Consider the following 26913-nt stretch of genomic DNA (forward strand, 5'->3'; position numbering starts at 1 on the left):
CGAGGGGAGAGGACGAGCAGCGGAGTGAACGAGGCCTGCCGCTTGCGGCGGGCTGAGCGATACGCAGCTTGCGAGGACGAGGGGCGGATGAGGGGAACAGCTGAGTCTGGCACAGCAAATGTCGTATGAGGGGAAAGGCGAAGAAAAAGAGCAGGTCCGGACATCGTCCGGACCCGCTCTTTGACGCAGGAATTGAATTTTTCAGCGCTCTTCTCTGAAATAGGCCAGACCCAGGCTCTGGGGCGGCTGGTTTTCGCGCTTGCGGCGCATGCTGACGGCCACCAGCACGATGACGGTGGCGATATAGGGGAAGATGTCGTAGATCTGGGCGGGGATACCCAGGGCCACATAGAGCCGCATGACGGACAGGGCGCCGAACACCAGGGAGCCCAGCAGGGCGCGGGCGGGGCTCCAGGTGGCGAAGATGACCAGGGCCACGGCGATCCAGCCCTTGCCGTTGACGCAGTTGTGGACCCACACGCCGCCCACGCCGTTGGCGGAGTTCATGACGATGTACAGTCCGCCCAGGCCGCAGATGCCGCCGCCCACGCAGGTGGCCAGGTACTTGTAGAGGGTGACGTTGATGCCGGCGGCGTCGGCGGTGGCGGGGGACTCGCCCACGGACCGCAGGTTCAATCCCGCCCGGCTCCGGCCCAGGAACCAGGCCAGGATAATGGCCACCACGATGCCCAGGTAGACCATGAAGTTGTAGGAGAAGAGGAGCTTGCCCACCACGGGCAGGTCCTGGAGCACCGGAATGCCCGAGTTGAAGGCGTTCTTGGTCACGTTGCCCACGGCCATGTACCGGCTGGGGGCGGTGTTGCCGATGGCCTCGCCCAGGAAGTTGGCAAAGCCGGTGCCGAAGATGGTGAGGGCCAGACCGGTCACGTTCTGGTTGGCCCGGAGGGTGATGGTGAGCACGCTGTAGATGAGGGCGCCGAAGGCGGCGCACAGAATGGCGCACACGATGGCGATGACCACGGACACCACCGGGTTGGGGTTGGCCACGGCCTGCTCGTAGTAGTAGGACCCGGCCAGGCCGGCCACGCCGCCCATGAACATCATGCCCTCCACGCCCAGGTTCAGGTTGCCCGACTTCTCGGTGAGGATCTCGCCCAGGGTGCCGAACAGGAGGGGCGTGCCCGCCAGCACGGCGGCCACCACAAAGCTGAGGACTTTATCCATTGCTGTGCTCCCCCTTTCCACGGAAAATCAGCCGGTAGCGGATGAAGAACTCGCACCCCAGCATGGCGAAGAGGATGATGCCGGTGAGCACGTCGGCCACCGAGGCGGGGATGCTGAAATTGGTCTGGATGGTGCCCGAGCCCTTGGTGAGGACGGCCAGGAAGGCGGCGATGAACACCATGATGATGGGGTTGAGGCCGGCCAGCCAGGCCACGGTGATGGCGGTGAAGCCCACGCCGCCGGCGGTGTTGGCGTTGAGGGTGTAGTCCGCGCCGGACACCACCGTAAAGCCCACGATGCCGGCGATGGCGCCCGAGATGGCCATGGTGCGCATGACGATCTTGGGCACGCTCATGCCGGAGTAGCGGGCAGTGGCCTCGCTCTCGCCCACCACGGCGATCTCATAGCCCTGCTTGGTGTACCGCAGGTAGAGGAACATGAGCACCACGAAAATGAGCACGATGATCCAGCCCGCGTGGACCCCCAGCACCTTGGGCAGCCGGGCGTTGGAGGCGAACTGGGCGATGATGGGGAAGCCGGTGCCCTTGGTGTCCTTCCAGGGGCCGTTCTGGAGGTACTGCTCGATGCCCAGGGCGATGTAGTTGAGCATCAGGGTGAACAGCGTCTCGTTGGTGCCCCATTTGGCCTTGAAGAAAGCGGGGATCAGGCCCCACAGGGCGCCCGCAATGGCTGCGGCCAGGAACATGACGATGAGCAGGGGCACCTTGGGCAGGGTGTCGGCCCAGAACAGGGCGAAGTAGGTGGCGGCGATGCCGCCGGCCAGGATCTGGCCCTCGGCGCCGATGTTCCAGAACTTCATCATAAAGGCGGGGGCGATGGCCACGGCGGCGCCCAGCAGGGGCACCGCGATCTTCACGGTCTCACGCCGTCCGGTCTGGGTGCCCAGGGAGCCCCGGACCATGTCGGCGTACACCAGGAAGGGGTTGTGGCCCAGCAGGAGCATGATGAGGGCGCCCACCGCCAGGGCCAGCACGATGGCGGCGGCCCGGATGGCCCAGGCCTTTCCCCGGGGAATATCGGTCCGTTTGGCGATGCGCACCAGGGGTTCCCGGTGCTCCGCCGCTTTCACTTGGGCTGTCATCAGGCCTCAGCCTCCTTTCCCGACTGGGTCATGAGCAGACCCACCTGGTCCTTGGTGGCGGTGCGGGCGTCCACCACGCCGGTGACCCGTCCGCCGCACAGCACCACGATCCGGTCGCACAGCTCCAGCAGCACGTCCAGGTCCTCGCCCACCAGCAGCACCGCCACGCCCTTCATCTTCTGCTCGTTGAGCAGGCGGTAGATGGTGTAGGAGGAGTTGATGTCCAGGCCGCGGACCGGGTAGGCGGTCATGAGCACGGTGGGGGAGGAGGCGATCTCCCGGCCCACCAGCACCTTCTGCACGTTGCCGCCCGACAGCTTGCGCACCGGGGTGGACACCCCGGGGGTGACGATCTCCAGCTCCTGGATCAGCTTCTCGGCCAGGGCCTTGGGGGCCTTCCGGTCCACCAGGGGGCCCTTGCCCGCCTTGTAGGTCTTGAGCATCATGTTGTCCACCATGTCCATGGAGGCCACCAGGCCCATGCCCAGCCGGTCCTCGGGCACAAAGGCCAGGGACACGCCGATCTTCTGGATCTGGGTGGGATTCTTGCCCACCAGCTCCTCGCCGGCCTTGTCCACGGGGACATGGTTTCCGGCGATGTCGCTCTTGGGGTGGGGGGGATAGTAGAAGATGTGGCCCGACTCCACCTTCTGCAGGCCCGCGATGGCCTCCAGCAGCTCCTTCTGGCCCGAGCCGGCCACGCCGGCGATGCCCAGGATCTCGCCGCCCATGGCGGTGAAGCTCACGTCGGTGAGGGCCTTGACGCCGTCGCTGCCCCGGCAGTTGAGGCCCTTGACCTCCAGGCGCAGGTCGTGGTACTTGGCCATGGGCCGGTCGATGTCCAGGGTAACGGCGTGGCCCACCATCATGTCGGTGAGGGCCTGGGGGTTGGTTTCGGAGGTGTTGACGGTGCCGATGTACTTGCCCTTGCGGAGCACGGCCACCTTGTCCGAGATGGCCATGACCTCGTTGAGCTTGTGGGTGATGATGATGATGGATTTGCCGTCGGCCTTCATGTTGCGCAGCACGGCAAAGAGCTTTTCGGTCTCCTGGGGGGTGAGGACGGCGGTGGGCTCGTCCAGGATGAGGATGTTGGCCCCCCGGTAGAGCACCTTGACGATCTCCACGGTCTGCTTCTGGGAGACCGACATGTTGTAGATCTTCTGGTCCGGGTCGATGTCGAAGCCGTACTTCTCGCTGATGGCCCGCACCTCCCGGGCCACCTTTTTCCGGTCCAGGCGGCCCTTCTGGTCCAGGCCCAGGACGATGTTCTCGGCGGCGGTGAGCACGTCCACCAGCTTGAAGTGCTGGTGGATCATGCCGATGCCCAGGTCAAAGGCGTCCCTGGGGGAGCGGATGGTGACCTCCTTGCCGTCCACCCAAATCTGGCCGGCGTCGGGGAAGTAGATGCCCGAGAGCATGTTCATCAGGGTGGTCTTGCCGCTGCCGTTCTCGCCCAGCAGGGCCAGGATCTCGCCCCGGTCCACTTCCAGGCTGATTTTGTCGTTGGCCACCACGTGGCCGAAGGTTTTGGTGATGTCTTTCAGGCGGATGGCTGTATTGGCGTCCAAATCCTTCACCTCGCTTGCGCGTCATATGGCGGGGGACCTGGTCCGCCGCCTGGGGTTGTGGTTCCTCGCAGAGGAAAGAGCGGGTGGAGCTGCGGGAAAGCAGCGTCCACCCGCTCCGTTGGGAACTTGCCCGGCTCAGGAGAGCCGGTTACTGGATGATGTTGGTGATGCCGTCGATGATGTAGCAGAAGCTGGGGGCGGAAGCGGTGCCGCTCTCGTCGTAGAACTCGCCCTCGGGCAGGGACCAGTCCTCGGTCTTCTCGCCGGTGTTGGAGTCAAAGGCGTAGCCGTTCAGGGGGCCGGAGAACACGTGGAAGTCCTCGTTGAGGAACTTCTCCTCGGCGGCCTCAATGGCCTCGGCGGTGCCCTCGGCCACGATGTCCTCATTCAGGGGGGAGAGGTACACGGCGCCCTGGGCGTAGCCCTGGCACCAGTCGTCGGGGATGGTCTCGCCGTTGATCATGCAGTTGAGGGCGAAGGTGTAGTACACGCCCCAGTCCACGCGGGCGGACACCAGGGAGGCCTTGGGGGCGGCGGAGATCATGTCGGCGTTGTAGCCCACCTGGAACACGCCGTTGGCCTCGGCGGTGGTGGCGGGGGCGGTGGTGTCAGAGTGCTGGGAGATGACGCCGCAGCCGTCGTCAATGAGGGCCTGGGCCACCTGGGCCTCCAGGGTGGGGCTGGACCAGGAGTTGGTGTACATGACCTCCATGGTCACCTCGGGGTACACGCTCTTGGCGCCCAGATAGAAGGCGGTGAAGCCGGAGACCACCTCAGCGAAGGGGTAGGCGCCCACATAGCCCAGCTTGGGATTGCCGATCTCCTTGGCCTTCATGCCGGCGGCGATGCCGGCCAGGTAGCGGGCCTCAAAGATCTTGGTGAAGTAGTTGTGGTCGTTGGTGTTCTCGGTGGTAGCGGCCTGATAGCCGGTGGCGTGGCAGAACTGGATGTCGGGGTACTCCTGGGCCAGGGGGATCATGAACTGCTCATGGCCGAAGCTGTTGCAGAAGATGATCTGGCAGCCGGCCTCGATGCACTCCTGGATGGCGGTGGTGCAGGAGGCGTCCTCGCCCACGTTGCGCTTGACCACCAGCTGGGTGTCCTCGTCCAGGCCGCAGGCGGCAAAGGCCTCCTCCATGCCCACCATGTGGTTGTAGTTGTAGCCGTTGTCGTTCTCCTCGCCGATCATCACCAGGCCCACCTTCAGGTCGGCGGCGGGGATACCGGCGGTATCGCCGCTGCCCTGGCTGTCGGTCTGGGCGGGGGTAGAGCCGGAGGGGGCGGGGGAGTTGGCGTCACCGTCGGCGGAGTCGTTGCCGCAGGCGCCAAGGGCCAGCACCATGGACGCGGCCAGGAGCAGGGCAAGCAATTTCTTCTTCATAGCTGTGTTCCTCCTTCAAAACATGCGGGTTTCTCTCTCATTCCTACGTACAAAAAGACAGCTCTATGAATCACGGCGGAGACAGCGGACCGCCAGGGGCCCGGCTGCGGCTCCGCCGGTAATTCCTGCGGAGCGCGGCCAACAGGACACCCTGGCGGTCTCACTCAGAACATCCGCTCATCACGGCCCGGCGGGGCCGTCTGCGGCAGCAGGGGTGCAAAACAGGGGAAAGGGGAAAAGGCCCCGGCGCACCAGACCGGAGCCATTGCGTTTCTGATAGGGAGCGGGGAGGGGGTCAGCAGAACTCGATGCTGTCCTCGCTCATACTCTTAATACGGGCCAGGGACTCCACGCGCACGCCCATGGAGCGGATCAGGTCGCCGCCGGGCTGGAAGGCCTTCTCCACGCAGATACCCGCGCCCACCACGGTGGCGCCGGCGTCGGTCACCAGCTTGATCAGGCCCTGGAGGGCGCTGCCGTTGGCCAGGAAGTCGTCGATGATGAGCACCCGGTCCTCAGGCAGGAGGAACTCCTTGGACACGATGATGTCGTACACCTTGCCGTGGGTGAAGGACTCCACCTTGGAGGTGTACACGTCCCCGGCGATGTTCTTGGTCTTGTTCTTCTTGGCGAAGATGACGGGGACATCAAAAAACTGCGCGGTCACGCAGGCGATCCCGATCCCCGATGCCTCGATGGTCAAAATCTTGGTGACCCCACAGTCGCCGAACAGCCGGTAAAACTCCTTGCCGATCTCACCGTACAGCTTCACGTCGATCTGATGGTTCAGAAAGCTGTCCACCTTGAGTACCCCGCCGCTGCGGATCTTGCCGTCGCGGCGGATACGGTCTTCCAAAAGCTTCATAAGTACGCTCTCCCTGCCGATAAAAATAGATAGCTACATTGTAGCGAAAAAGAGGCGCCAGTTCAACCGCCTATATTCTATCAAAAAAACGGACATTTGTCATCTTAATTTAGAAATTTTAACAGCGGCGGGTGCGCACAGGTGGGAGGGCAGGAAAAAGCCGGGAAAAAAGCAGAAAAACGACAAAAGCCGGGCGTCCGCTCCTTGACGCCCGGCTCCTGCCGAAGGAAAGAGGATACAATGAAATGAAAAGAAACTGTCTCTTGCAGGTATTATAGTACCCGAGACTTGTTAACAGAGAAAGAGGAAAATGTTACAAGAGAATTAAATCTTTTGGATTTTATGTAAAGTTTGTGTAATGGAGGGCCGGCGGCGGCGCGGCGGGGGAAAAAGGGGGCCGGGCCGCGGAATTCCGCGGCCCGGCATGAAAAAGGATAGGAGGATAGAATGAAAAGAAGTCGCTGTCTCTTGCAAGTATTATGTTACCAGCAGGATATTAAGAATATAAGGTGGAATTGTTACAAAAGAATCAAATCTTTCCGGCAGCGGCAGCTCCGCCCCGCCGGTCACAGGAGCACGTCGGCGGCCTCGGGGTGCTTGTCCCGCCAGCTCACCGCGTAGGAGCAGGTCACATTGGCCCGGCGGCCGCTGGCCCGCAGGGCGGCCACCGCCGCCTCCATCAGGCGCCCGGCCACCCCCTGGCCCCGCAGGCTGCCGTCCACAAAGGTGTGGTCGATGACGGGCACGCCGTCGGCCCCGTCGGGAAAGGTGATCTCCGCCAGCACCCCGCCCTTGCCGTCGGGCAGGAAAATGCGGCTGTCCTCGTACTGAAATTCCATCAAATCGTCTCCTTTCGTCTCGTTGCAGCAGGGGGCGGCGGGTTTCCTGCGCTTCTCCCGCAGGCGCTGGAAGAACGCCTGCATCAGGGCCGCGCTCTCCTCCGCCAGAATGCCGCCGGTGACCTGGGGGCGGTGGTTCAGGGGGGCGGAGAACACGTCCAGAGCGGAGCCGCAGGCCCCGAACCGGCTGTCCGCCGCGCCGTACCACACCCGGGGGATCCGGGCGTTCACAATGCCCCCGGCGCACATGGCGCAGGGCTCCAGGGTCACGTACAGGTCGGCCTTGTGGAGCCGCCAGCCCCCCAGGGTCTCATTGGCCTCATGGATGGCCATCAGCTCGGCGTGGGCCAGGGCGTCCCTGTCCTCCTCCCGGCGGTTGCGGCCCCGGCCCACCACCCGGCCCTCCCATACCACCACGCAGCCCACCGGCACTTCGCCGGCCTCCATGGCCTCTCTGGCCAGGTCCAGGGCCTGGCGCATATAGTCCTCGTGGTCCATATCCTCCGCCTCCTCGCACAGGGTTGTGTCAGCACTCTATTTTATCTATTTTCTCCATACAGCGCAAGGGATAGCAGTGGTAAATCCGGCGGATTTGTGCTATGCTGAACAGGACACCACGGCCCCCGGAGGGACTCCGGGGAATGGAAGGAGAAAAAGAGATATATGAGACTTTGGGATAAGCTGGGGCTGGACATGGATCGCCACCGGGTTGTCGCCCTGGTGGGGGGCGGCGGCAAGACCACCACCATGTACGCCCTGGCCCGGGAGGCCCGGGAGGCGGGGAAAACGGTCATCGTCACCACCACCACCCACATTCTGCCCCATCCCGGCCTGTTTATGACCGATGAGAGCGACCCGGCGGCCCTGAAGGAGCTGCTGTCCAGGCACGGCATCCTCACCGTGGGCCGGCTGGACCGGAGGGACAAGATGACCGGCGGCGACGTGGCGGCCTGTGCGGCGGCGGCGGATATCGTGCTGGCCGAGGCCGACGGGGCCCGGGTGCGGCCCCTGAAGGCGCCCGCCGACCACGAGCCGGTGATCCCGCCCCAGGCCGCCGCGGTGCTGGCCCTGGCGGGCATGGACTGCCTGGGCCGGACGGTGGGGGACATCTGCCACCGGCCCGAGCAGGTGTGCGCCCTGCTGGGGTGCGATATGGACCACGTGATCACCCCCGCCGACGTGGACGCCATCCTGTCCAGCCCGGCGGGCAGCCGGAAGGGCGTGGGGGAGGCCATGGCCTTCCGCTGCGTGCTCAACAAGGCCGACAGCGAGGAGCGGCTCAGGGGGGCGGAGGAGATCGCCGCCCTGCTGGCCAAGCGGGGCATTCCCGCCGTCATCACCGCCTACTCCAGAGAGGAACAGGGCGGCATGAGCTGGTTCAAATAAAGTGATTGGGGCAGCGGCTGGAACACAACGCAGAGACTGTGTGCGGCATTGAGAACGGTGATTGGATTGCAGCGACTCACAAGCCTGGGCGGGTAACTCTGCTCGGGCAGGAGAGAAACGACACACAGGGCACCAAACCGGCATAGTAACTGCTTTCAAATACGGCGGCTCATTGAATTTTGCCGCCGCAAGCCGCGTCTCCGAAGGGGGTACCAGGGGGAAACGGGCGCGTTTGGCCCTGGAAGGGCCCTCCGCGCCTGTTGCCCCATGGCGGCTTTTGGGTACTTTTCGCCGGAGAAAAGTACCCCGTCGGAGACCGTTCCCCTCATCTTTGCAAGCTGCATGTCATCTAAAGACCGCCCCCTCATCCGTCTGGCCTGCGGCCAGCCACCTTCCCCCCAGGGGGAAGGCCTTGCCCTGAGGGAACAGAAAAACCACGATATAAAATTATAGAAACAAAAAACCGGGCCCCGGGCGACCGGCGGCAGGAAAAAGGAGTGGATAGACAGTGAAACGAATTTTGATCAAGGGCGCCGGCGACCTGGCCACAGGCACGGCGGTGCGGCTGCACCGGGCGGGATTCCCCCTGGTGATGACCGACATTGACCAGCCCACGGCGGTGCGGCGGACGGTGGCCTTCTGCCAGTGCATGTACGACGGCACCTGTACCGTGGAGGGCATCACTGCCCGGCGGGTGAGCGGCAGCGGGGAGGCCCTGGCCGCCCTGGAGAAGGGGGAGATCCCCGTCCTCAACGACCCGGAGGCCAAGATCCTCAAGGAGCTGGACTTTTTCGCCGTGGTGGACGCCATCCTGGCCAAGAAGAACCTGGGCACCACCATCCACGACGCGCCGGTGGTGCTGGCCCTGGGGCCCGGCTTCACCGCCGGAGTGGACTGCCACGGGGTCATTGAGACCCAGCGGGGCCACGACCTGGGCCGCCTCATCACCGACGGCTCCGCCGTGCCCAACACCGGCGTGCCGGGCAACATCGGCGGCTATACCACCGAGCGCATCATCCGCGCCAGCGCCGACGGCATTTTTGAGCCTGTGGCCGCCATCGGCGACCAGGTGGAGAAAGGGGACCTGGTGGCCAGCGTGGACGGCCAGCCGGTGTACGCCCTCATCACCGGCGTGGTGCGGGGCATGCTCCCCGCCGGGCTGAAGGTGTTCAAGGGCATGAAGTCGGGGGACATCGACCCCCGCTGCGAGGTGCGCCACTGCTTCACCGTGTCCGACAAGGCCCGGGCCATCGGTGGCGGCGTGCTGGAGGGACTGCTGTACTTCGGAAAGGAGAAGGGAATTTGGAACGACTGATCATCTGCGGCGGGGGACATGTGTCCCTGGCCCTGGCCCATGTGGCCTCCATTCTGGACTTTGACATCACTGTCATCGACGACCGGCCCGAGTTTGCCAACAAGGAGCGGTTCCCCATGGTGGGCCAGGTGCTGTGCATGGGCTTTGACCAGGCCCTGGACCAGCTGGGCAGCCGGGCCGACGACTACTACGTCATCGTCACCCGGGGCCACGCCTTTGACCGGGACTGCCTGGCCCATGTGCTCCGGGGACAGTACGCCTATGCGGGCATGATCGGCAGCAAGGGCAAGGTGGCGGCCGTGATGAAGAGCCTGCTCTCCGAGGGCTTCCCCCAGGCCCAGCTGGACGGCGTCCACTCTCCCATCGGCATCAAGCTGGGGGGCCAGAGCCCGGCGGAGGTGGCGGTGTCCATCGCGGCCGAGCTGGTGGCCGAGCGGGCCCGCATCGGCTCCATGCCCCCGCCGCCTCCCAGCCAGGAGCCCGGCGTGCTGGTGACTATCGTCAGCAAGCGTGGCTCCGCCCCCAGAGGGGAGGGCACCTGGATGCTGGTGCGGCCCGACGGGTCCATCCTGGGCACCGTGGGCGGCGGCGCCGCCGAGTTCAGGGCCAGGCAGGACGCCATGAAGCTGTGGAACGGGGAGGACATCCCCACCCGGCAGGTCTACGACCTGTCCCCCAACGCCGCCGACCTGGGCATGGTGTGCGGCGGCATCATTGAGGTGGAGTTCGCCCTCCGCCGCTGAGAAATCATAAGGGAGGGATCCGGAATGAAACGGGGAAGAATTGGGAAGTGTATGGTGGCCGGGGCGCTCACCCTGAGCCTGACGGCCTGTCTGCCCGCCGGCGCCCTCAGCGGATGGTTCAATCAGCCTTCCGGCTGGGCGGCCGCTGACCTGGAGCGGGCGGAGGCCGAGGAGCTGGTAATTCCCTGGCGCTATGAGAGCAACCTCCAGGGGGACATCACCCGGCAGGAGTTTGCCTCCCTGTCCATAGCCCTATGCCGGAAGGTGGGCGGGCTGGAGGTGGATATCCAGTCCCTGGGTCAGCCGCCCTTTACCGACATTCAGAACGCCTCCAACTACAACGACGTGGCGGCGGCCTGGCAGCTGGGGCTGATGAACGGCGTATCCGCCACCGAATTTGCCCCCAACCGCACCATCACCCGCATGGAGATCTGCACCCTGCTCAGCCGGGTGATGGAGAAGTGCGGCGTTGCGCTGCCTGAGACCGTGTCCGGCGTGGAAGAGCGGCTGGACTCGGGCGCTGAAGGCGTGGTGCCTGACTGGGCCAGAGGGGGCGTGGCGGAGATTGTGGGCGCCGGTCTGATGCAGGGCGGCGACAACGGCAGCCTGGCCCTCAGCGCCCAGACTACCCGGGAGCAGGCCATGGTGCTGGCTCTGCGGGCTATGGACCTAGGCAAGGATATTCTGGAGGAGGAGAGCTTCACCGCCGCCGAGCGGGCGCAGATTGCCAAGCTCAGGGAGCTGGGGACCACCTTCGGCAATCCCGGCGAGCCCTACGCCCAGGCGCCCTCTGTCTCCGCGCCCTACAGCCCCGGCGTGCTCAACGATGCCTTTCTCCAGGACGGCCTCAACGCCATCAACTATATCCGGGCTGTGGCCGGGCTGAGCCCGGTGTCCATGAGTGAGGAGAAGAACCGGAACGCCCAGGTGGGCGCCATGCTGATAGCGGCCGGTGAGTTCAGCCACTACCCCAGCCAGCCCGCCGACATGCCCGACGACCTGTACAAGCAGGGCTATGCCGCCACCTCCAGCAGCAACATCGGCATGGGCCATTACAGCCTGTCCGACTTCAATCTCAGCTGTGCGGATGACTCCGACCCCTCCAACATCGCCATCCTGGGCCACCGCCGCTGGCTGCTGGACCCAACCCTGACCACCGTGGGCATGGGCTACGCCGAGCGGTGCTCCCTGACCCAGGTGATTGAGGACGGCTATGTAAAGTGGAACGGACCGGACTACGTGACCTGGCCTTCCGAGGGCGTGTTCCCGGTGGACCTGTTCCACAGCGACCTGGCCTGGAGCTGTTCCCTCAGCCCCGACAAGTACACGCTGAACCGGGAAAGCCTGTCGGTCACCGTCACCGACGCAAGCGGCCACAGCTGGACCGGCCGGGTCTCGGAGCAGACTGACCTGAGCGCTGACTTTGTGCTGACCAGCGGCTCCGGCTACGGCAGCGCTGCGGCGGTCATCTTCCGGCCTGCCGGGCTGGAATACCGCACCGGCCAGCCCATCACCGTGACCATCTCCGGCCTGAAGCTCAGGAGCGGCGGCACCGACACCATCACCTATACCGTCAAACTGTTCTAAGCTCCAAACGATCCAAAAATCCAGACCTCAGAGGAGGAAGCCAAGTATATGTGGGCATATGAGCGGACCTTTTATCAGATCTACCCCCTGGGCATGTGCGGCGCGCCCATGGAGAACGACGGCGTCACCGTTCCCCGCATCCGGCGGGTGCTGGACTGGGGGGACCACCTGGAGAAGCTGGGGGTGGGGGCCGTGGTGTTCAACCCGGTGTTCCAGTCCGACCGGCACGGGTACGACACCCGGGATTTCCTCACCGTGGACTGCCGCCTGGGCACCAACCAGGACTTCAAGGACGTGTGCGACGACCTGCACCGCCGGGGCATGAAGGTGGTGCTGGACGGCGTGTTCCACCACGTGGGCCGGGGGTTCTGGGCCTTCCAGGACGTGCTGAAAAACCGGGAGGGCAGCCCCTATAAGGACTGGTTCCACATCAACTTCGGGGGCAACAGCAACTACAACGACGGATTGTGGTACGAGGGCTGGGAGGGGCACTACGAGCTGGTGAAGCTGAACCTGTCCAACCCCCAGGTGGTGGAGTACCTGTTCTCCTGCATCCGCAAGTGGGTGGAGGAGTTTGGCGTGGACGGCCTGCGGCTGGACGTGGCCTACCTGCTGTCCCAGGACTTCCTGCGGGCCATCCGCTCCTTCTGCGACAATCTCAAGCCCGACTTCTTCCTCTACGGCGAGATCCTGGGCGGCGACTACCGCCGCATCATGGGGGACGGCCTGCTCCACTCCTGCACCAACTACGAGTGCTTCAAGGGCCTGTGGTCCAGCTTCAACGACAAGAACCTGTTTGAGATCAACCACTCCCTCAACCGCCTGTTCTCCGACGGGCAGTACACCCTCTACCGGGGCTGCCACCTGTTCTCCTTCGCGGACAACCACGACGTCAACCGCCTGGCCAGCAACCTGCGCCGGGCCGACGACATGCCCCTGTGCTACGCTGTCCTCTTCGCCATGCCCGGCATCCCCTGCCTGTACTACGGCAGCGAGTGGGGCATCCAGGGGGCCAAGGGCAGAGGGGACGACAGCGCCCTCCGTCCCGCCCTGGAGAAGCCTGAGTGGAACGCCCTCACAGACCGCATCGCCGGGCTCATCAGGGCCCGGGCGGGCAGCAAGGCCCTCAACGGCGGCGGGTACCAGACCGTGGTCATCACCAACCGGCAGCTGGTGTTCCTGCGGCAGTACGAGGGCGAGCGGGTGCTCTGCGCCGTCAACCTGGACGACGCGGACTATACCGCCCGGCTGGGCGGGCTCTCCGGCCCGGCCACCGACCTGGAGACCGGCGAGACCCTCACCCTGGGCGAAAACCAGCTGCTCCCCGCCCGCACCGCCTCCATCTGGCGGCTGGAAAACTGAACAAAGACGCAGAAAGGCCCCGGAGCAATTGCTCCGGGGCCTCATTTTTTTCCACATCAGGGGAGAAATTTGTGGAGAAAGTCCAGGGCCTCCTCCCAGGTCTCCACCCCCTGGGGGGTGAGCAGGTCGAACTGGTACTCGTGGCCCACGGCGCCCGCCTCCCTCCCGTAGAACCGGGTGACCGCCGCCACCCCGGCCTGCTCCAGGGCGGCGGCCAGGGCCCGGCCGTCCTCCTCAAAGGAGCCGGTGTTGCCGTCGGCAATGTAACAGGGGGGAAGGCCGCTTGTCACCTGGCTGATCAGGTCGGTGAGGGGAGCGGTGGGCAGGGCCGCCCAGTCCCGGCGGCCGAAGAGGGCCCAGCCCACGCTGCGGCCCAGCAGGCGGGAGGCAAAATCCCGCCCGTGGGGGATGAGCCGGTAGCACCCGCAGCAGAGCACCAGGGCCTTCAGCGCCTCCGGCGGCAGGGCGGGGGATACCCCCAGGGCAGCGGAAAAGGCGGGTTTGACGGTGATAAGCCCAGCCTGAAGGGCCAGATAGGCCCCCGCCGAGTCTCCGGCCAGGGCCACCCGGGTCACATCCAGCTGGGGATGGGCCCTCAGGGCCGCCAGAGCGGCCTGGATCTGCCGGGCCTGGCCGGGAAAGGCCAGCTCCGGGGCCCAGCGGTAGTTGAGGGCGGCCACCGCGTACCCCGCGTGGGCCAGCATCACCGCCCAGTTGGACACATTGGCCTTGTCCCCGGCCACAAAGGCCCCGCCGTGGACCCAGACCACAACGGGGAAGGGGCCCTCACCGGCGGGCAGGTACAGATCGTAGCGCCCGTCTCCGTCGGGGGAGGGGTAGACCAGGTCCCGGCGGATGGACAGAGCTGCCTTTCTGGATTCCAGGTCGGCGGGGCCCTGTCCCGGGCCGGGGCCGCCGAAGATCTTCCGGAGCAGCCACACCCGCAGGCCCAGGCTGCGCCACAGGGCGGCCACGATCAGCAGGGCCAGCAGAATACCGATGAGCCAGGGCGTCACGGGGCCGCGCCTCCGCTGTGTCCCAGGTCGGCGGGGGTGTCCACATCCAGCAGCTCGGCGGGGTCACCCGCCTCCACCAGCCGCAGCCGGTCCCGGTGGGCCTTGATCACCGCGCCGCCGCCGGTGTCCCCGGTGAGGGCGGACAGCTCGGGGAAGAATTCCCGGGGAAAGAGACAGGGATTGCCCTTTTTCCCCTGCCAGCCCAGGGCGGGAATGGTGTCCGGGTGGGAGGAAAAGGCGGCCATCACCCGCTCCACGCTTGCCCGGGTGATCCAGGGCTGGTCGGCAACAGCAAACAACGCCCCGTCCGCCCCCGCGGCCTGAGCCGCGGCGGTGCCCAGCCGGACGGTGGCCGAGATGCCCTCGTCCGCGCCGCTGTTAAAGATGGGCGTGTACCCCAGCTCCTCCGCCAGGGAGAGGATCTCCGGGTAGCGGCTCACCACCAGGGCGGGGGCGAACAGCTCCGGGGGACAGGCGGCCATCACCCGGCGCACCAGGGGCAGGCCGTCCACGGTCTGGAGCAGCTTGTTGGCCCCGAACCGCCGCCCGGCCCCCGAGGCCATGAGCACAAGGGCGATTTTCATCTCCACAGCTGGGCGCTCCCTCTGTGGACAAATTCTCCCGCCTTCTCCAGCACCACCTTGCCGTTCTCCGCCGCCACCTTGCCGGAGAGGAACACGGTCTCGGGCCGGCCCACGGCCTCAAAGCCCTCGTAGGGGGTGTAGTCCACCCGCTGGTTCTGCTCGGCGGCGGTGATGGTCCAGCGGGCCTCGGGATTCCAGATGACCAGGTCGGCGTCGCTGCCCACCGCCAGCACGCCTTTTTGGGGGTACATACCGAAGAGCTTGGCGGGCTGCTCGGCGAGCATCCGGGCCATGTCGGCGGCGGTGATGCGGCCGGTGGCCACACCGGCGGTGTACATGAGGGAAGGACGGTGCTCAACGCCGGGGATGCCGTTGGGGATCTTGGAGAAGTCCTCCCGGCCCAGGGTCTTTACGCCGTTGAAGTTGAAGGAGCAGTGGTCGGTGCCCATGGTGTCGATCTCCCCGGCGGAGAGCGCCTGCCACAGGGCGTCGCTGTCCTCTTTCTTCCGCAGGGGCGGGGACAGCACAAACTTGGCACTTTCGAATCCGGGCAGTAGATATTTATCATCATTCAACAGAAAGTATTGGGGACAGCTCTCCACATAGCACTTCTGGCCCCTTGCCCGGGCGGCCCGAATGACCTCCAGCCCCCGCAGGGTGGACAGGTGCACCACGTTTACCGGGTAGCCCGCCATCTCGGACAGGGCCAGCCACCGGTCCACCGCCTCGGCTTCCACCACCGGCGGACGGGACAGGGGGTGAGCCGCCGGGGACAGGTGCCCCGCCGCCCGCTGGGCCTTGATGCCCTCGGTGACCATGTCGCCGTTCTCGCAGTGGCAGCCCACGATGCCGCCCTCACGGGCCACCGCCTCCACCACCTCCAGGGCCTGCCGGTCGGTGACCCGCAGGTTGTCGTAGGCCAGGTAGATCTTGTAGGAGGTGATTCCCTCGGCGGTCATGTCGGCCAGCTCGGCCTTGATGCGGGGGTCCCAGTCCTTGATGGTCATGTGGAACCCGTAGTGGCAGGAGGCGCGGCCGTCGGCACGGCCGTGCCAGGTCTCCAGGGCGGAGGCCAGGGAACAGCCCCGCTCCGGCTCGGCGAAGTCCAGCACGCAGGTGGTGCCCCCCGCCAGAGCCGCCCGGGTACCCGACACCCAGTCGTCCGCCGTCTCGTTGGGCAGGCCCTTGTTCATCTCAAAGTGGGTGTGGGTGTCGATAAAGCCGGGGAACACCAGCTTGCCCGCCGCCTCCACCACCTTGCAGCCCTCGGCGGGCAGGTCGGGGCCGATGGCGGTGATCTTGTCCCCGTCTATCCGCAGGTCGGCGGACACGGGACCCTGGGGCAGGATGAGGGTGCCCCCACGGATGAGGGTGGATGTACGCTCAGACATAATAAAACCTCCGTTCCGCCGCATGGCGGTGTATCTCTTGGGTTTACGGGCGGATGTTGCGGGCCTCAAAGGCGGACAGCAGGTCTGCCATGTCCGGCTTGACCATCATGGGCTCCCCGGCGGCCCTGATGCCGCTGGCCGCGTCCTTCAGGCCGTTGCCGGTGACGATGCTCACCACTGTGGACGCCGGGTCGATGAGCCCCAGCTCCACCGCCTTCTTCACGCCCGCCGTGCCGGTGACCCCGGCAGGCTCGCCGAACACGCCGCAGGTACGGCCGATGAGCCGCATGGCGGCGAGGATCTCTTCATCGGACACGTTGACCGCCACGCCGCCGCTCTCTCTTACGGCGGCCAGGGCTTTGTCCGCGTTGCGGGGCACGCCCACAGCGATGGAGTCGGCCAGGGTGTTTTCCTCCATGGGCCGCCAGGGCTCCCCGGTCTGGAGGGCCCGGTTCAGGGGGCAGCAGCCCTCGGCCTGGACCGAGATGAGTTTGGGCAGGCGGTCGATGAACCCGGCGGCGTACAGGTCCTTCAGGCCCTTCCACGCCCCGGCGATGGTGCAGCCGTCCCCCACGGACAGCGCCACATAGTCGGGCGCCTGCCAGTGGAGCTGCTCCATGATCTCCAGGGTCACCGTCTTCTTGCCCTCGGACAGGTAGGGGTTGATGGCGGCGTTGCGGTTGTACCAGCCCCAGCGGTCGATAGCGGCCTTGGACAGGGCAAAGGTGTCCTCATAGCTGCCGTCCACGCTGATGACGGTGGCCCCGAAGATCTGCAGCTGGGCCACCTTGCCCCTGGGGGCCCGGGCGGGCACAAAGATGTAGCTGGCTAGGCCAGCCGCCGCCGCGTTGCCCGCCAGGGAGGAGGCGGCGTTGCCGGTGGAGGAGCAGGCGATGGTGTCCGCTCCCGCCTCACGGGCCTTGACCACCGCCATGGCAGAGGCCCGGTCCTTCAGGGACGCGGTGGGGTTGAGGCCGTCGTCCTTGAGGAAGAGCCTGTAAAGGCCAATTGCTTGCGCCAGGCGGTCGACCCGGTACAGGGGAGACCAGCCCACCCGCAGGGGCGGCGGGGGAGAGTCGGGCTCCACCGGCAGGAACGGGCGGTACCGCCACATGGACCAGTCCGTGCAGTCAGACAGGGAATTTGGAGAGAAAACCGAGCGAATATAGTCGTAATTGTACTCAATATCCAGAATTCCGCCGCACTCACAGGTGGTCAGGCCGGGCACGGCCTCGTACTCCCTGCCGCAGCGGACGCATTTGGCACAGCGGACGTTTTTCATCATAAAAACTACTCCTTTCAACGGGAAAAGAGCCTGAAACTATCTTCCGCGGGGACCCCGAAAAGCGGCCACCTTTCTCCAAGGGGAGAAGGCGCAGGACGCACCCCATAGGCTTCCTCCTGGGGGGAAGCTGTCACGCGAAAAGCGTGACTGATGAGGGGAACTGCGGCATTCAGCGGAGGCTTCCCCCTCATCCGTCATCGTCCTCGCAAGCTGCGTATCGCTCAGCCCGCCGCAAGCGGCAGGCCTCGTTCACTCCGCTGCTCGTCCTCTCCCCACACGACCCGCTTCGCTGGGCTCATGCGGGGCCCCCGAGATGCAGCCACCTTCCCCCCTAGGGGGAAGGCTCGGGTGCCTCGAGCGGAGGCTGAAACACGGCGCAGAAACTCTGTGCGGCATTGAGAACGGTAATTGGATTGTAGCGGTTCACAAGTCTGGGTGGGTAACGCTGCTCGGGCAGAAGGGGAACGGTACGCTGGGCATTGAACCGGCAAGCAACTGCTTTCAAATACGGCGGGTCATTGAATTTTGCCGCCGCCGGACGTGTCTCCGAAGGGGGTACCAGGGGGAAACGGGCGCGTTTGGCCCTGGAAGGGCCCTCCGCGCCTGTTGCCCCATGGCGAGCTTTGCCTACTTTCCCTCGCTGGAAAGTAGGCCGTCGGAGACCGTTCCCCTGCAAGTTATGTGCCCGCGGAGGGATTTCCCCTCATCCGCCCCGGTGTGCGCACTGGGGCACCTTCCCCCTGGGGGGAAGGCTTGGGTGGGTGCATCGCTCCGGCTTCCCCCTGGGGGGGAAGCTGTCACGCGAAAAGCGTGACTGATGAGGGAGAGGGCCGGTTTTATCTCACAGCTGACCCAGCACGCCGGAGGCGGTGTTGAACTGGTCGATGAGGGCGTCCAGCTCGCCCACCTGGGCGTGGACCTTGTCCCACTCGTCGCCGTACCACAGGGCGTCCAGCTCCTCGGCGGTGCGGCCCTGCTGCTCCACCCAGGTGTAGTACTTCAGGTTGTGAATCCGCTTGCGGTCGTAGTAGTTGAGCTCGGCCATGGCGTCGGTCTTCAGGCCCAGCAGGTGGAGGTGGTGGTCGATGGCGGCGGCCCGGCGGTCGTAGGGGCCGTACTGCTCCGCCAGCTCGGCCACCCGGGAGCCGTACATGGCCGCCGAGTCGGTGAGCACGGTCACCACCACATCATGGGCGGTGAACTCGTAATACTTGGCCATCTTCACGCAGCAGAGCACGTTGGCAATGCCACTGATGCCCATCCAGGACAGCTTCTCCAGGGTCTGGGCGTCCACACCGGCCTCCTCGGCCAGATACCGCAGGCCCTCCTCCTCGGCGAAGAGCCGCAGCAGCCGCTGGGAGTCCTCGTCGTCGATGTCGATGACCATGTCGGTGTTCTTCACGTCGTGAATCCAGGGGATGTGCTTGTCGCCGATGCCCTCGATGCGGTGGTCGCCGAAGCCGTTGTTCAGGATGGTGGGGCACTGGAGGGCCTCGCCCACCGCCAGCTTCATGCCGGGGTAGACCTCCTTCAGGTAGTCGCCGCAGCCGATGGTGCCCGCGCTGCCGCTGGTGAAGCAGGCGCCGGAGAGCCGGTCCCCGGGCCGCTTGATGCCCTCGAACAGGGCGGACAGGGCCTCGCCGGTGACCTGGTAGTGCCACAGATGGTTGCCCATCTCCTCAAACTGGTTGAAGATCATGCAGCCCGGGTCCTGCCGCAGCTCGTTGGTCTTGTCGAAGATCTCCTTCACGTTGCTCTCGCAGCCGGGGGTGGCGATGACCTCCGCGCCGATGGACTCCAGCCACTCAAACCGCTCCCGGCTCATGCCGGCGGGCAGGATGGCCACGCCCCGGGCCCCCAGCAGCTTGGAGTTGAAGGCGCCGCCCCGGCAGTAGTTGCCGGTGGAGGGCCAGACCGCCTTGTGGCGCGTCACGTCGAACTGGCCGGTGACCAGCCGGGGGGCCAGGCAGCCGAAGGAGGCGCCCACCTTGTGGCAGCCGGTGGGGAACCACTTGCCCGCCATGGCCACGATGCGGCAGGGCACGCCGGTGAGGGAGGAGGGCAGCTCCACGTAGTTGGGCACGTGCTGGAACAGGCCGCCATACTCCTTGGCCTCGTTCTTCCAGGTGATGCGGAACAGGTTCAGGGGGTTCACATCCCACAGCCCCACGGACTTGAGTCCCTCCTTCACCTTGTCCGGGATGGACTCCGGGTGCTTCATCTGCCGAAAGGTGGGGATGAGGATGTTGTTTTCCCGGGCGTTGCGCAGGTTGCGCTCCAGGGCCTCGGGGTGGATGGTCAGGTCGATCATGGCGGTGCCTCCTTTTTTATATGGTTGGATGGGCCAACGGACGGCCTCAGCCGTTCTTGTCGTCCAGATAGCTGTACAGGGTGTACTTGGAGATGCCGAAGAAGGTGGCGATTTTGTCACCCGACTTGGTAATGAGCAGGGCGCCGGCGTCGTTGAGGAAGCGGATGGCCCGGATCTTGTCCTCCCGGTCCATGAGGGCCACCGGCTTGCCCACCAGCTCCACCGACTCCCGCAGCAGGTCGTCCAGCAGGTCGGACACGCTGCGGGTGATGCGCTCGGGCTCCTTGGTGGGGGCCTCCTTGGGGGAGACCAGGGGCCGCAGGGCCTGTTCCACGGTGAGAAGGGCGGAGATATCGTAGTTGATGGAGAAGATGGCCTCCGGCTTGCCGGAGGGGTCCCGGATAAACAGGGTGGAGGACTTGAGCACCTTGCCGTCGGGGGTGCGGGTCAGGTAGGCCAGGTGGTCCTCCTGGCGCCCGCCCCTGAGGGACTCCAGCACCACGTGGGACGGGCCGTCCCCCAGGGAGCGGCCGGACACGTGGCCGTTCTCGATGTGGACCACCGTGTGCTCCGGGTCGTCGGTCAGGTCGTGGATGACCACCTCGCAGCAGGGGCCGAACTGGACGGCCAGACCGTGGGCCATCTGCCGCAGGAGGGAGAGGCGTTCTTCACTGAGCATGGGAAAAAGGCTCCTTTCTGAGGGTGTGCACCGGAAAAAGGGGAAAAATCTCCTCCGGCGGAACTGTTTCTTTCATCATATCACAGCAGGGGGAGAAATCAAGGCGAAAACAAAAAAACTGTAAGTCTCCCTCAAAAAGATGCAATCAGGTGAAAATGTTCACAAAATACCGGTTGATTCCGGCGGGGGACATGCTATGCTTATTCCAGTGAAACTTCGTACCAAGGAGGATATGAGCATGAGCGCACAGTTTGATGAAATCATCCGGGAGCTGGGCACGCTGGACCTGAAGAACATGTACGGGAAGGACTTCTTCCTCACCTGGGACAAGACCGGCCAGGAGCTGGCGGGTGTGTTCGCGGTGGCGGACGCCCTGCGGGACCTGCGGGAGCGGAACATCTCCACCCGCCTGTTTGACTCGGGCCTGGGTATCTCCCTGTTCCGGGACAACTCCACCCGCACCCGGTTCTCCTTTGCCTCGGCCTGCAACCTGCTGGGCCTGGAGGTCCAGGACCTGGACGAGGGCAAGAGCCAGATCGCCCACGGCGAGACCGTCCGTGAGACCGCCAACATGATCTCCTTTATGGCCGACGTCATCGGCATCCGGGACGACATGTACATCGGCAAGGGCCACACCTATATGAAGGAAGTGGCCGACGCGGTGGAGCAGGGACACAGGGACGGCGTGCTGGAGCAGCGGCCCACCCTGGTCAACCTGCAGTGCGACATCGACCACCCCACCCAGTGCATGGCCGACGCCCTCCACCTGATCCACCGCTTCGGCGGCGTGGACAAGCTGCGGGGCAAGAAGATCACCATGACCTGGGCCTACTCCCCCAGCTACGGCAAGCCCCTCAGCGTGCCCCAGGGCGTCATCGGCCTGATGACCCGGTTCGGCATGAACGTGGTCCTGGCCCACCCCGAGGGCTATGAGGTCATGCCCGAGGTGGAGGAGATTGCCCGGCAGAACGCCCAGAAGAGCGGCGGCAGCTTTACCCGCACCAACTCCATGGACGAGGCCTTCCAGGACGCGGACATTGTCTACCCCAAGAGCTGGGCGCCCTTCGCCGCCATGGAGAAGCGCACCGACCTGTACGGCCGTGGGGACGCCGAGGGCATCAAGGCTCTGGAGAAGGAGCTGCTGGCCCAGAACGCGCTGCACACCGACTGGGAGTGCACCGAGAGCCGCATGGCCACCACCAAGGGCGGCAAGGCCCTGTACATGCACTGCCTGCCCGCCGACATCACCGGCGTGTCCTGCCAGCAGGGCGAGGTGGCGGCCACCGTGTTCGACCGGTACCGGGACGACCTCTACAAGGAGGCCAGCTACAAGCCCTACATCATCGCCGCCATGATCCTCCTGGCCCAGTGCGAGAACCCGGTGGAGACCCTCCAGCGCTTCCAGCAGGAGGCCCGCCCTCGCCGGGGGAAATAACAAAAAGCTGGTAAAAATACAGAAAACAGGGGAAACAGGGCGGAAAAATTTTAAAGCGGCGCACATTGACAAAATACCTACAAACTTGCTGTAATATCCGGGCGTCTGTATGTTCAGACAGTTTAAACAGATTTCCAGAGGAAAGATACGATGAAGAAACTGCTTGTGCCTGCCGTTCTGTCCGCGGCCATGCTCCTGACCGTGGCCGGCTGCACCAAGACCGCCGCCGCTCCCGCGCCCAGCGCCATGGCCGACGGCACCTATACCGCCGAGATGGACGACGCCTCCGCCGAGGCCGCCTACGGCTGGCGGGACCGCCTGGTGGTGGAGTACAAGGACGGCGCCATGGTCTCCGCCGTCTTTGACAGCTACGACGCCGACGGCAACAAGAAGAGCGAGACCACCCCTGAGACCTACCCCATGGACCCCGCCCCCGCCGACTGGATGCCCGAGCTGAGCGATCAGATCCTCAAGGCCGGCGGCACCGCCAAGATTGACGGCATCACCGGCGCCACCATGGCCTCCAACAACGCCCGGGCCATGATGCAGGCCATCCTGGACTCCGGCAAGCCCGGCGAGACGGTGACGGTGGCCGGTACCACTGAAGAGTAATTTCAACAGTCCTATAGCGGCATAAAGACCGCCCCCCGGCGCGTATCACGCGCCGGGGGGCGGTCTGTTATTGGAGGGTGCAGCGTTCTGAGGGACGTTTTCCCCCATCCGCCCGGACTGCGGCCACCCGCCTTTCTCCAGTGGGGAAGACTTTTTTCAGTCCAGGGGAACGGCCTCGACCTGGGGGAGGCCGCCGTCCGCCTCTTCGGTGGAGCTGTTCTCCTCCTGGACGGTGTCGGCGGCGCCGGGGTCGCCGGGGGAGCGGAGCATATCCTCCGTGTGGGTGGTCAGCTGGTGAGTTCCGTCGATCAGCCCCAGCTCCTCCAGACAGGCGATGGTGTCGGTGGCGGTGGTCTGGAGGCCGATGGTGACGGTGGTGCTCCAGTCGTGCTCCCGCAGCTGGCCGTACTGGTCGGTGTCGGTGACGGTCTTGAAGAAGGTCAGCTCGATGTCGGCCAGGGAGCAGGTGTCGTTGCGCGCCTTGTCGTCAAAGAGATACCGCTGTCCCAGCCGTCCGGCGGCCAGGTCGGACCGCACCGCCGCCAGCAGGGCGTTCCGGTCGGCCTCGGTGAGCACATCCAGGTCGGTGTAGGTCTGCTGGCCGGCGTCGTACACGCTTTGCAGGGAGGCCTCCACCAGATTGCCGAAGGCGTCCTGGCTCTCCACGCCGGAGAAGTAGGCGTCCTCCGCGGAGCCGGGGGCGTTGACGATGCTGTTGAGCAGGGAGGCCACGGAATTGGGGTCCTCCAGGTCGGTGGAGTAGAGCTGCAGGTCGTAAGACCGCATCAGCTGGGAGCCGTCGGCCATGTCGTAGTAGAAGTACACGGTCTGGGACTGGGTCAGGGTCTGGTCTGGGTTCTCCGGGTCATAGCCCGTGGAGTAGCGGTCCTGCTCCAGCCGGGCCTGAAGCTCCCTCTGGTTCTGGGCGATGGCCTGGTGAAGGGCCAGGGCCGCCTCAATATCCTCGCTGTCGGTCAGGTGGGCGCCGAAGTGGGAGGCGCTGTCGCTGGGGAAGGTATAGGGGCCCTCCAGGTAGAGGGACACCACGTCGTACCGGGAGGGGGCCCGGTTGAAGCCGATGAGGTCGTAGTGCATGGCCAGGGCGGCGGCGGTGAGCACCAGGCACAGGGCCAGGGCCCCCTTCCAGCTCCGGCGGAGCACCCGGAAGGTCTTGCGCAGGAGCATCTCGGCGGCAAAGTAGCCCACCAGGCCGCCCAGCAGGAGCAGGCCCAGCAGGGGCCACATGCCCCCGGGCAGGAGGGAGCGGAACAGCTGGTGGAGGAAGATGCCGATGGTGACGGCGGTGCAGAGGGCCACGCCGTACTTGAACACGGGCCGCACCCACTTGACGGCCACCACGTCACCGGCGGTCTCCAGGGACCGGACCCGGTACACCAGCAGGCCAACGGCGGAGAGCGCCAGGCCCACCAGGGCGTAGGCCAGGGCGGCGGCCAGGCCGGTGAAGAAATAGCCGCCGTCCTCGCCCATCCGGACGCCGCTCTCCCGGTAGAGCACGATGAAGGGGGAGAGCCACTGGGCCAGCTGGGACATGGCGGGCCAGCCGTAGTAGCCGTAGACGAACTGGCGGAACAGCTCGCTGAGGAGCTGGTACATGCCGAAGGCCAGGAAGTTGAGGATGCCGTAGAACACGGGCAGAGCCACGATATGGCCCACAAAGAGGGCGCAGAAGGCGGCAAAGGAGTAGAAGAACAAGGCGAAGCACACCTGGGCGATGAGCCACTGGAGCAGGGGCCCCACGGCCAGGGCCCCGGTGAGGGCCTCCACCGCCAGGATGCACAGGAACACCGCCGCCAGGGGCAGCACCAGGAAGCTGAGGCCGGACAGGTAGTTGGTCAGGTACAGCCCCTCCCGCCGGATGGGCAGGGCGTGGTAGAGCTGGACGCTGCGGCTGTTGTAGAGGTAGGAGAACACGGCCATGGCGCTGACGATGGACCACAGCGCCGACAGCATCAGGCCCGTGGGGCTGACAAAGCCCACCAGGTCCAGGGCCACGCTGTTAAGGTCCAGGGCGTCGTGCCGGTCCAGCCAGGTCAGCAGGAAGGTCAGGGGGATGAGCAGCAGAATGGCCCCGTAGGACCCCCAGATGGGCCAGAAGCGCTTCAGGTTTTTGCGGTACAGGGTGGAATTCCACCAGGGGTTGGGCCCCTTAGAGCACGATGTCGCGGACGGCATAGTCCTCACCTCCCAGTTCATAGATGAAAATCTCCTCCAGGGTCAAAGGCAGGGCCTCCATGAGGATGGGGGCGTACACCGCCAGCCGGTTGGTCACGTCGGTGGCGTTGCCCCGGACGATCAGGGTGTGGATGCGGCCCACGTGGGACACATGGAGCACCTCCATGTCGTCGGGCAGCTTGGGCAGCTCCTTCTCCTGAAACACCACCTGCATCTTCACCAGGTTCTCCTGCAAATCGCTGAGGGACCGCTCGATGAGCACCTTGCCCCGGCTGAGGATGCCCACATGGTCGCACACGTCCTCCAGCTCCCGCAGGTTGTGGGAGGACACCAGCACCGTGGTGCCGTGTTCCGCCACGTCCCCCATCAGCAGGCTCCACACCTGCCGGCGCATCACCGGGTCCAGGCCGTCCACCGGCTCATCCAGCACCAGGATGTCCGGCCGGCAGCACAGGGCCAGCCAGAAGGCGGCCTGCTTCTGCATGCCCTTGGACAGACGGCGGATGGCCCGCTTCTCGTCGATGCCGGAGAACACCTCCCGCAGGGCGTCGTACCGCTTCATGTCGAACCGGGGGTAGAAGCCCCGGTAAAAGGCGGCCATGTCCGCCGTGGAGGCGGAGAGGAAGTAGTACAGGTCGTCGGGGATGGAGGCGATGCGGGCCTTCACCGCCGGATTCTCGTAGATGGGGACCCCGTCGGCCAGCACCTGGCCGCTGTCCTGCCGCCACACGCCGGTGATGTGCCGCAGCAGGGTGGACTTGCCCGCGCCGTTGGGGCCCACCAGCCCGTAAATGGAAGCGGTGGGCACCGTCATGTTCAGCCCGTCCAGCGCCCGAAAGCCGTCAAAGCTCTTGACCAGCTCCTTTACCTCGATCATTGCGCTCTTTCCTCCTTCAAACCGGCGGGATTCTGTCCCGCCGCCGTCACACGCATGGCCAGCTCCTCCGCCGACAGCCCCAGAAACAGCAGCTCCGCCGCCGAGCGGTCGAACTGGCGCAGCAGCTCCTCCCGCCGCTGCTCCTTCACATCCCTCCCCGGGGCGGCAAAGGAGCCCTTCCCCGGCTGGGAGGTGAGATACCCCTCCGCCTCCAGGGCCTCGTAGGCCCGCTGGATGGTGTTGGGGTTGATGGCCAGGGAGGCCGCCAGGGCCCGCACGGAGGGCAGCTTGTCGCCGGCCTGGATGGCCCCGGTGACCACCAGATGGCGCAGGCCCTCCTTGATCTGTTCGTAGATGGGACGCTGGTCCCGGTAGTTGAGAGAGATCATGGCACGCTCCTTTCCATGGGCGCGGGACGCCGCGCCCACTGTATGAGCTCTCTTGGTACAGTCAGTATACACGGCCCGGTCTGAAAAGACTTTAAGAAATTATGATATTTCTTTCAAAAATGCCGTTCCGACATGACAGGACATCCTTGACGCGCTATAATATAGTTGAAACTGTATAGAACCGGCCGTCCCGGCCCGCCGGGACGAGATAAGCGATGAAAAGGGGAACGTTGGATGACGGTAATCAACGATGTCAACTGGCGGTGCTTTCTGGACTGCGTGGGGGACCTGCTCTTCACGCCTGAGGTGCAGTCCATGCGGAACATCCCCCACCACCCGGGTACCACCTGCTACGAGCACTCGGTGTTCGTGGCCTATGCGGCCTTCCGCATGGCCCGGCGCTGGAATCTGGACTACATGGCCGCGGCCCGGTGCGGCCTGCTCCACGACCTGTACCTCTACGACCCCCGGGACAAGTCGGCCCACCCGGGCAACCAGTGCTTTGACCACCCGGTCTTTGCCCTGCGCAACGCCGAGGCCCTGTGCGGGCGGCTGACGGAAAAGGAACGGAATATCATCATCTCCCACATGTGGCCCCTGGCCAAGCGGCGGCCCCGCAGCGCCGAGGCGGCGGTGGTCAACCTGGCCGACAAGGCCTGCGCCACCGCCGAGGTGCTGGGCTACTGGCGCCGCTCCCGGGTGCGGGAAAAGGCCATGGGCTGACGGCAGAGGAGACGGAAGAAAAAGGGAACCCGTTGCCGGTTCCCTTTTTTCTCCCCTGTTTTGACGAAAAAAGGGAAAATTG

23 protein-coding genes are annotated in these 26913 nt (G+C 65.4%); 8 read left to right on the plus strand and 15 right to left on the minus strand.

Annotated elements, in window-relative coordinates; translation table 11 throughout:
* Positions 1-201: 201 nt before the first annotated feature.
* The 6 genes from WMO64_RS14500 to tadA form a co-directional block, all read right to left on the minus strand.
* A complete protein-coding gene (locus tag WMO64_RS14500) occupies positions 202-1185 on the minus strand; it encodes an ABC transporter permease (RefSeq protein WP_349232422.1) in 984 nt (327 codons plus the stop codon).
* Positions 1178-2287 carry an ABC transporter permease gene (locus WMO64_RS14505; RefSeq protein WP_294522874.1) on the minus strand — a complete coding sequence of 370 codons (1110 nt, stop codon included), beginning with the start codon at positions 2285-2287 and terminating at the stop codon, positions 1178-1180. The genes WMO64_RS14500 and WMO64_RS14505 overlap by 8 nt, the downstream gene beginning before the upstream one ends.
* The gene (locus WMO64_RS14510) at positions 2287-3858 is read right to left on the minus strand and encodes an ABC transporter ATP-binding protein (protein WP_349232423.1); all 1572 of its coding nucleotides are present in this window, start codon (positions 3856-3858) and stop codon (positions 2287-2289) included. Before WMO64_RS14510 ends, WMO64_RS14505 begins: the two co-directional genes overlap by 1 nt.
* Positions 3859-4006: 148 nt before the next feature.
* Positions 4007-5239, minus strand: coding sequence for a BMP family ABC transporter substrate-binding protein (locus tag WMO64_RS14515; protein WP_349232424.1), 1233 nt, complete (start codon positions 5237-5239; stop codon positions 4007-4009).
* Positions 5240-5534: 295 nt separating this feature from the next.
* Positions 5535-6104 (minus strand): xanthine phosphoribosyltransferase, encoded by a 570-nt coding sequence (locus WMO64_RS14520; RefSeq protein WP_294522884.1) that lies wholly within the window; start codon positions 6102-6104, stop codon positions 5535-5537.
* A gap of 566 nt (positions 6105-6670) precedes the next feature.
* Positions 6671-7441 (minus strand): tRNA adenosine(34) deaminase TadA, encoded by a 771-nt coding sequence (tadA, locus tag WMO64_RS14525; RefSeq protein WP_349232425.1) that lies wholly within the window; start codon positions 7439-7441, stop codon positions 6671-6673.
* 165 nt (positions 7442-7606) lie between these two features.
* On the opposite strand from tadA, the gene yqeC reads away from it, so the two are divergent.
* The 5 genes from yqeC (at position 7607) to WMO64_RS14550 (ending at position 13336) form a co-directional block, all read left to right on the plus strand.
* A complete protein-coding gene (yqeC, locus tag WMO64_RS14530) occupies positions 7607-8329 on the plus strand; it encodes a selenium cofactor biosynthesis protein YqeC (protein ID WP_349232426.1) in 723 nt (240 codons plus the stop codon).
* A gap of 508 nt (positions 8330-8837) precedes the next feature.
* The gene (yqeB, locus tag WMO64_RS14535; protein WP_294521804.1) at positions 8838-9644 is read left to right on the plus strand and encodes a selenium-dependent molybdenum cofactor biosynthesis protein YqeB; all 807 of its coding nucleotides are present in this window, start codon (positions 8838-8840) and stop codon (positions 9642-9644) included.
* Positions 9632-10387, plus strand: a complete 756-nt coding sequence (locus tag WMO64_RS14540; protein ID WP_294521801.1) for an XdhC family protein — start codon at positions 9632-9634, stop codon at positions 10385-10387. The genes yqeB and WMO64_RS14540 overlap by 13 nt, the downstream gene beginning before the upstream one ends.
* A gap of 24 nt (positions 10388-10411) precedes the next feature.
* Complete coding sequence (locus WMO64_RS14545) at positions 10412-11974, plus strand: S-layer homology domain-containing protein (protein ID WP_349232427.1); 1563 nt, start codon at positions 10412-10414, stop codon at positions 11972-11974.
* 48 nt (positions 11975-12022) lie between these two features.
* On the plus strand, positions 12023-13336 hold the full coding sequence (locus WMO64_RS14550; RefSeq protein WP_349232428.1) for an alpha-amylase family glycosyl hydrolase: 1314 nt from the start codon (positions 12023-12025) through the stop codon (positions 13334-13336).
* A 56-nt stretch (positions 13337-13392) separates the two neighbouring features.
* On the opposite strand, the gene WMO64_RS14555 is transcribed toward WMO64_RS14550, so the two are convergent.
* The 6 genes from WMO64_RS14555 to WMO64_RS14580 all read right to left on the minus strand — a co-directional run bounded on the left by WMO64_RS14555 (position 13393) and on the right by WMO64_RS14580 (position 20602).
* Positions 13393-14352, minus strand: a complete 960-nt coding sequence (locus WMO64_RS14555; RefSeq protein ID WP_349232429.1) for an alpha/beta hydrolase — start codon at positions 14350-14352, stop codon at positions 13393-13395.
* Entirely contained in the window at positions 14349-14936 is a 588-nt protein-coding gene (locus WMO64_RS14560; protein ID WP_349232444.1) for a nucleotidyltransferase family protein, read from the minus strand. The genes WMO64_RS14555 and WMO64_RS14560 overlap by 4 nt, the downstream gene beginning before the upstream one ends.
* Positions 14933-16327: a dihydropyrimidinase gene (hydA, locus tag WMO64_RS14565; protein ID WP_294521790.1), complete on the minus strand. Its 1395-nt coding sequence runs from the start codon at positions 16325-16327 to the stop codon at positions 14933-14935. Before hydA ends, WMO64_RS14560 begins: the two co-directional genes overlap by 4 nt.
* A 43-nt stretch (positions 16328-16370) precedes the next feature.
* Positions 16371-17609 (minus strand): threonine synthase, encoded by a 1239-nt coding sequence (gene thrC / locus WMO64_RS14570; protein ID WP_349232445.1) that lies wholly within the window; start codon positions 17607-17609, stop codon positions 16371-16373.
* Between the two features lie 844 nt (positions 17610-18453).
* Positions 18454-19923 carry a pyridoxal-phosphate dependent enzyme gene (locus tag WMO64_RS14575; RefSeq protein WP_349232430.1) on the minus strand — a complete coding sequence of 490 codons (1470 nt, stop codon included), beginning with the start codon at positions 19921-19923 and terminating at the stop codon, positions 18454-18456.
* A 46-nt stretch (positions 19924-19969) separates the two neighbouring features.
* Positions 19970-20602, minus strand: a complete 633-nt coding sequence (locus WMO64_RS14580) for a helix-turn-helix transcriptional regulator (protein ID WP_294521784.1) — start codon at positions 20600-20602, stop codon at positions 19970-19972.
* A 238-nt stretch (positions 20603-20840) separates the two neighbouring features.
* On the opposite strand from WMO64_RS14580, the gene ygeW reads away from it, so the two are divergent.
* Complete coding sequence (ygeW, locus tag WMO64_RS14585) at positions 20841-22037, plus strand: knotted carbamoyltransferase YgeW (protein ID WP_349232431.1); 1197 nt, start codon at positions 20841-20843, stop codon at positions 22035-22037.
* Between the two features lie 150 nt (positions 22038-22187).
* The gene (locus WMO64_RS14590) at positions 22188-22649 is read left to right on the plus strand and encodes a hypothetical protein (RefSeq protein ID WP_349232432.1); all 462 of its coding nucleotides are present in this window, start codon (positions 22188-22190) and stop codon (positions 22647-22649) included.
* Positions 22650-22805: 156 nt separating this feature from the next.
* Here WMO64_RS14590 and WMO64_RS14595 read toward each other — a convergent pair whose 3' ends face one another.
* Genes WMO64_RS14595 through WMO64_RS14605 form a run of 3 tightly spaced genes read right to left on the minus strand, consistent with a single transcriptional unit; the run spans position 22806 to position 26108 of the window.
* Complete coding sequence (locus WMO64_RS14595) at positions 22806-24842, minus strand: hypothetical protein (protein WP_349232433.1); 2037 nt, start codon at positions 24840-24842, stop codon at positions 22806-22808.
* Entirely contained in the window at positions 24817-25719 is a 903-nt protein-coding gene (locus WMO64_RS14600; protein WP_349232434.1) for an ABC transporter ATP-binding protein, read from the minus strand. Before WMO64_RS14600 ends, WMO64_RS14595 begins: the two co-directional genes overlap by 26 nt.
* Positions 25716-26108, minus strand: coding sequence for a GntR family transcriptional regulator (locus WMO64_RS14605; protein ID WP_294521771.1), 393 nt, complete (start codon positions 26106-26108; stop codon positions 25716-25718). The genes WMO64_RS14600 and WMO64_RS14605 overlap by 4 nt, the downstream gene beginning before the upstream one ends.
* A 234-nt stretch (positions 26109-26342) precedes the next feature.
* Between WMO64_RS14605 and WMO64_RS14610 the strand changes: the two genes are divergently transcribed.
* Entirely contained in the window at positions 26343-26831 is a 489-nt protein-coding gene (locus tag WMO64_RS14610) for an HD domain-containing protein (protein ID WP_294521767.1), read from the plus strand.
* The last annotated feature ends 82 nt before the right edge of the window (positions 26832-26913 follow it).

Origin of the sequence: Pseudoflavonifractor intestinihominis (genome assembly GCF_040096055.1) — a bacterium.
In the GTDB taxonomy this organism is placed as follows: domain Bacteria; phylum Bacillota; class Clostridia; order Oscillospirales; family Oscillospiraceae; genus Pseudoflavonifractor; species Pseudoflavonifractor intestinihominis.

Bases quoted from the DNA above. Each gene is read 5' to 3' on its own strand.
- WMO64_RS14500 (WP_349232422.1), bottom strand. From the start codon at position 1,185: ATGGATAAAGTCCTCAGCTTTGTGGTGGCCGCCGTGCTGGCGGGCACG.
- WMO64_RS14505 (WP_294522874.1), bottom strand. From the start codon at position 2,287: ATGACAGCCCAAGTGAAAGCGGCGGAGCACCGGGAACCCCTGGTGCGC.
- WMO64_RS14515 (WP_349232424.1), bottom strand. From the start codon at position 5,239: ATGAAGAAGAAATTGCTTGCCCTGCTCCTGGCCGCGTCCATGGTGCTG.
- WMO64_RS14520 (WP_294522884.1), bottom strand. From the start codon at position 6,104: ATGAAGCTTTTGGAAGACCGTATCCGCCGCGACGGCAAGATCCGCAGC.
- tadA (WP_349232425.1), bottom strand. From the start codon at position 7,441: ATGGACCACGAGGACTATATGCGCCAGGCCCTGGACCTGGCCAGAGAG.
- yqeC (WP_349232426.1), top strand. From the start codon at position 7,607: ATGAGACTTTGGGATAAGCTGGGGCTGGACATGGATCGCCACCGGGTT.
- WMO64_RS14545 (WP_349232427.1), top strand. From the start codon at position 10,412: ATGAAACGGGGAAGAATTGGGAAGTGTATGGTGGCCGGGGCGCTCACC.
- WMO64_RS14550 (WP_349232428.1), top strand. From the start codon at position 12,023: ATGTGGGCATATGAGCGGACCTTTTATCAGATCTACCCCCTGGGCATG.
- WMO64_RS14560 (WP_349232444.1), bottom strand. From the start codon at position 14,936: ATGAAAATCGCCCTTGTGCTCATGGCCTCGGGGGCCGGGCGGCGGTTC.
- hydA (WP_294521790.1), bottom strand. From the start codon at position 16,327: ATGTCTGAGCGTACATCCACCCTCATCCGTGGGGGCACCCTCATCCTG.
- thrC (WP_349232445.1), bottom strand. From the start codon at position 17,609: ATGAAAAACGTCCGCTGTGCCAAATGCGTCCGCTGCGGCAGGGAGTAC.
- WMO64_RS14575 (WP_349232430.1), bottom strand. From the start codon at position 19,923: ATGATCGACCTGACCATCCACCCCGAGGCCCTGGAGCGCAACCTGCGC.
- WMO64_RS14580 (WP_294521784.1), bottom strand. From the start codon at position 20,602: ATGCTCAGTGAAGAACGCCTCTCCCTCCTGCGGCAGATGGCCCACGGT.
- ygeW (WP_349232431.1), top strand. From the start codon at position 20,841: ATGAGCGCACAGTTTGATGAAATCATCCGGGAGCTGGGCACGCTGGAC.
- WMO64_RS14590 (WP_349232432.1), top strand. From the start codon at position 22,188: ATGAAGAAACTGCTTGTGCCTGCCGTTCTGTCCGCGGCCATGCTCCTG.
- WMO64_RS14595 (WP_349232433.1), bottom strand. From the start codon at position 24,842: ATGCCGTCCGCGACATCGTGCTCTAAGGGGCCCAACCCCTGGTGGAAT.
- WMO64_RS14600 (WP_349232434.1), bottom strand. From the start codon at position 25,719: ATGATCGAGGTAAAGGAGCTGGTCAAGAGCTTTGACGGCTTTCGGGCG.
- WMO64_RS14605 (WP_294521771.1), bottom strand. From the start codon at position 26,108: ATGATCTCTCTCAACTACCGGGACCAGCGTCCCATCTACGAACAGATC.
- WMO64_RS14610 (WP_294521767.1), top strand. From the start codon at position 26,343: ATGACGGTAATCAACGATGTCAACTGGCGGTGCTTTCTGGACTGCGTG.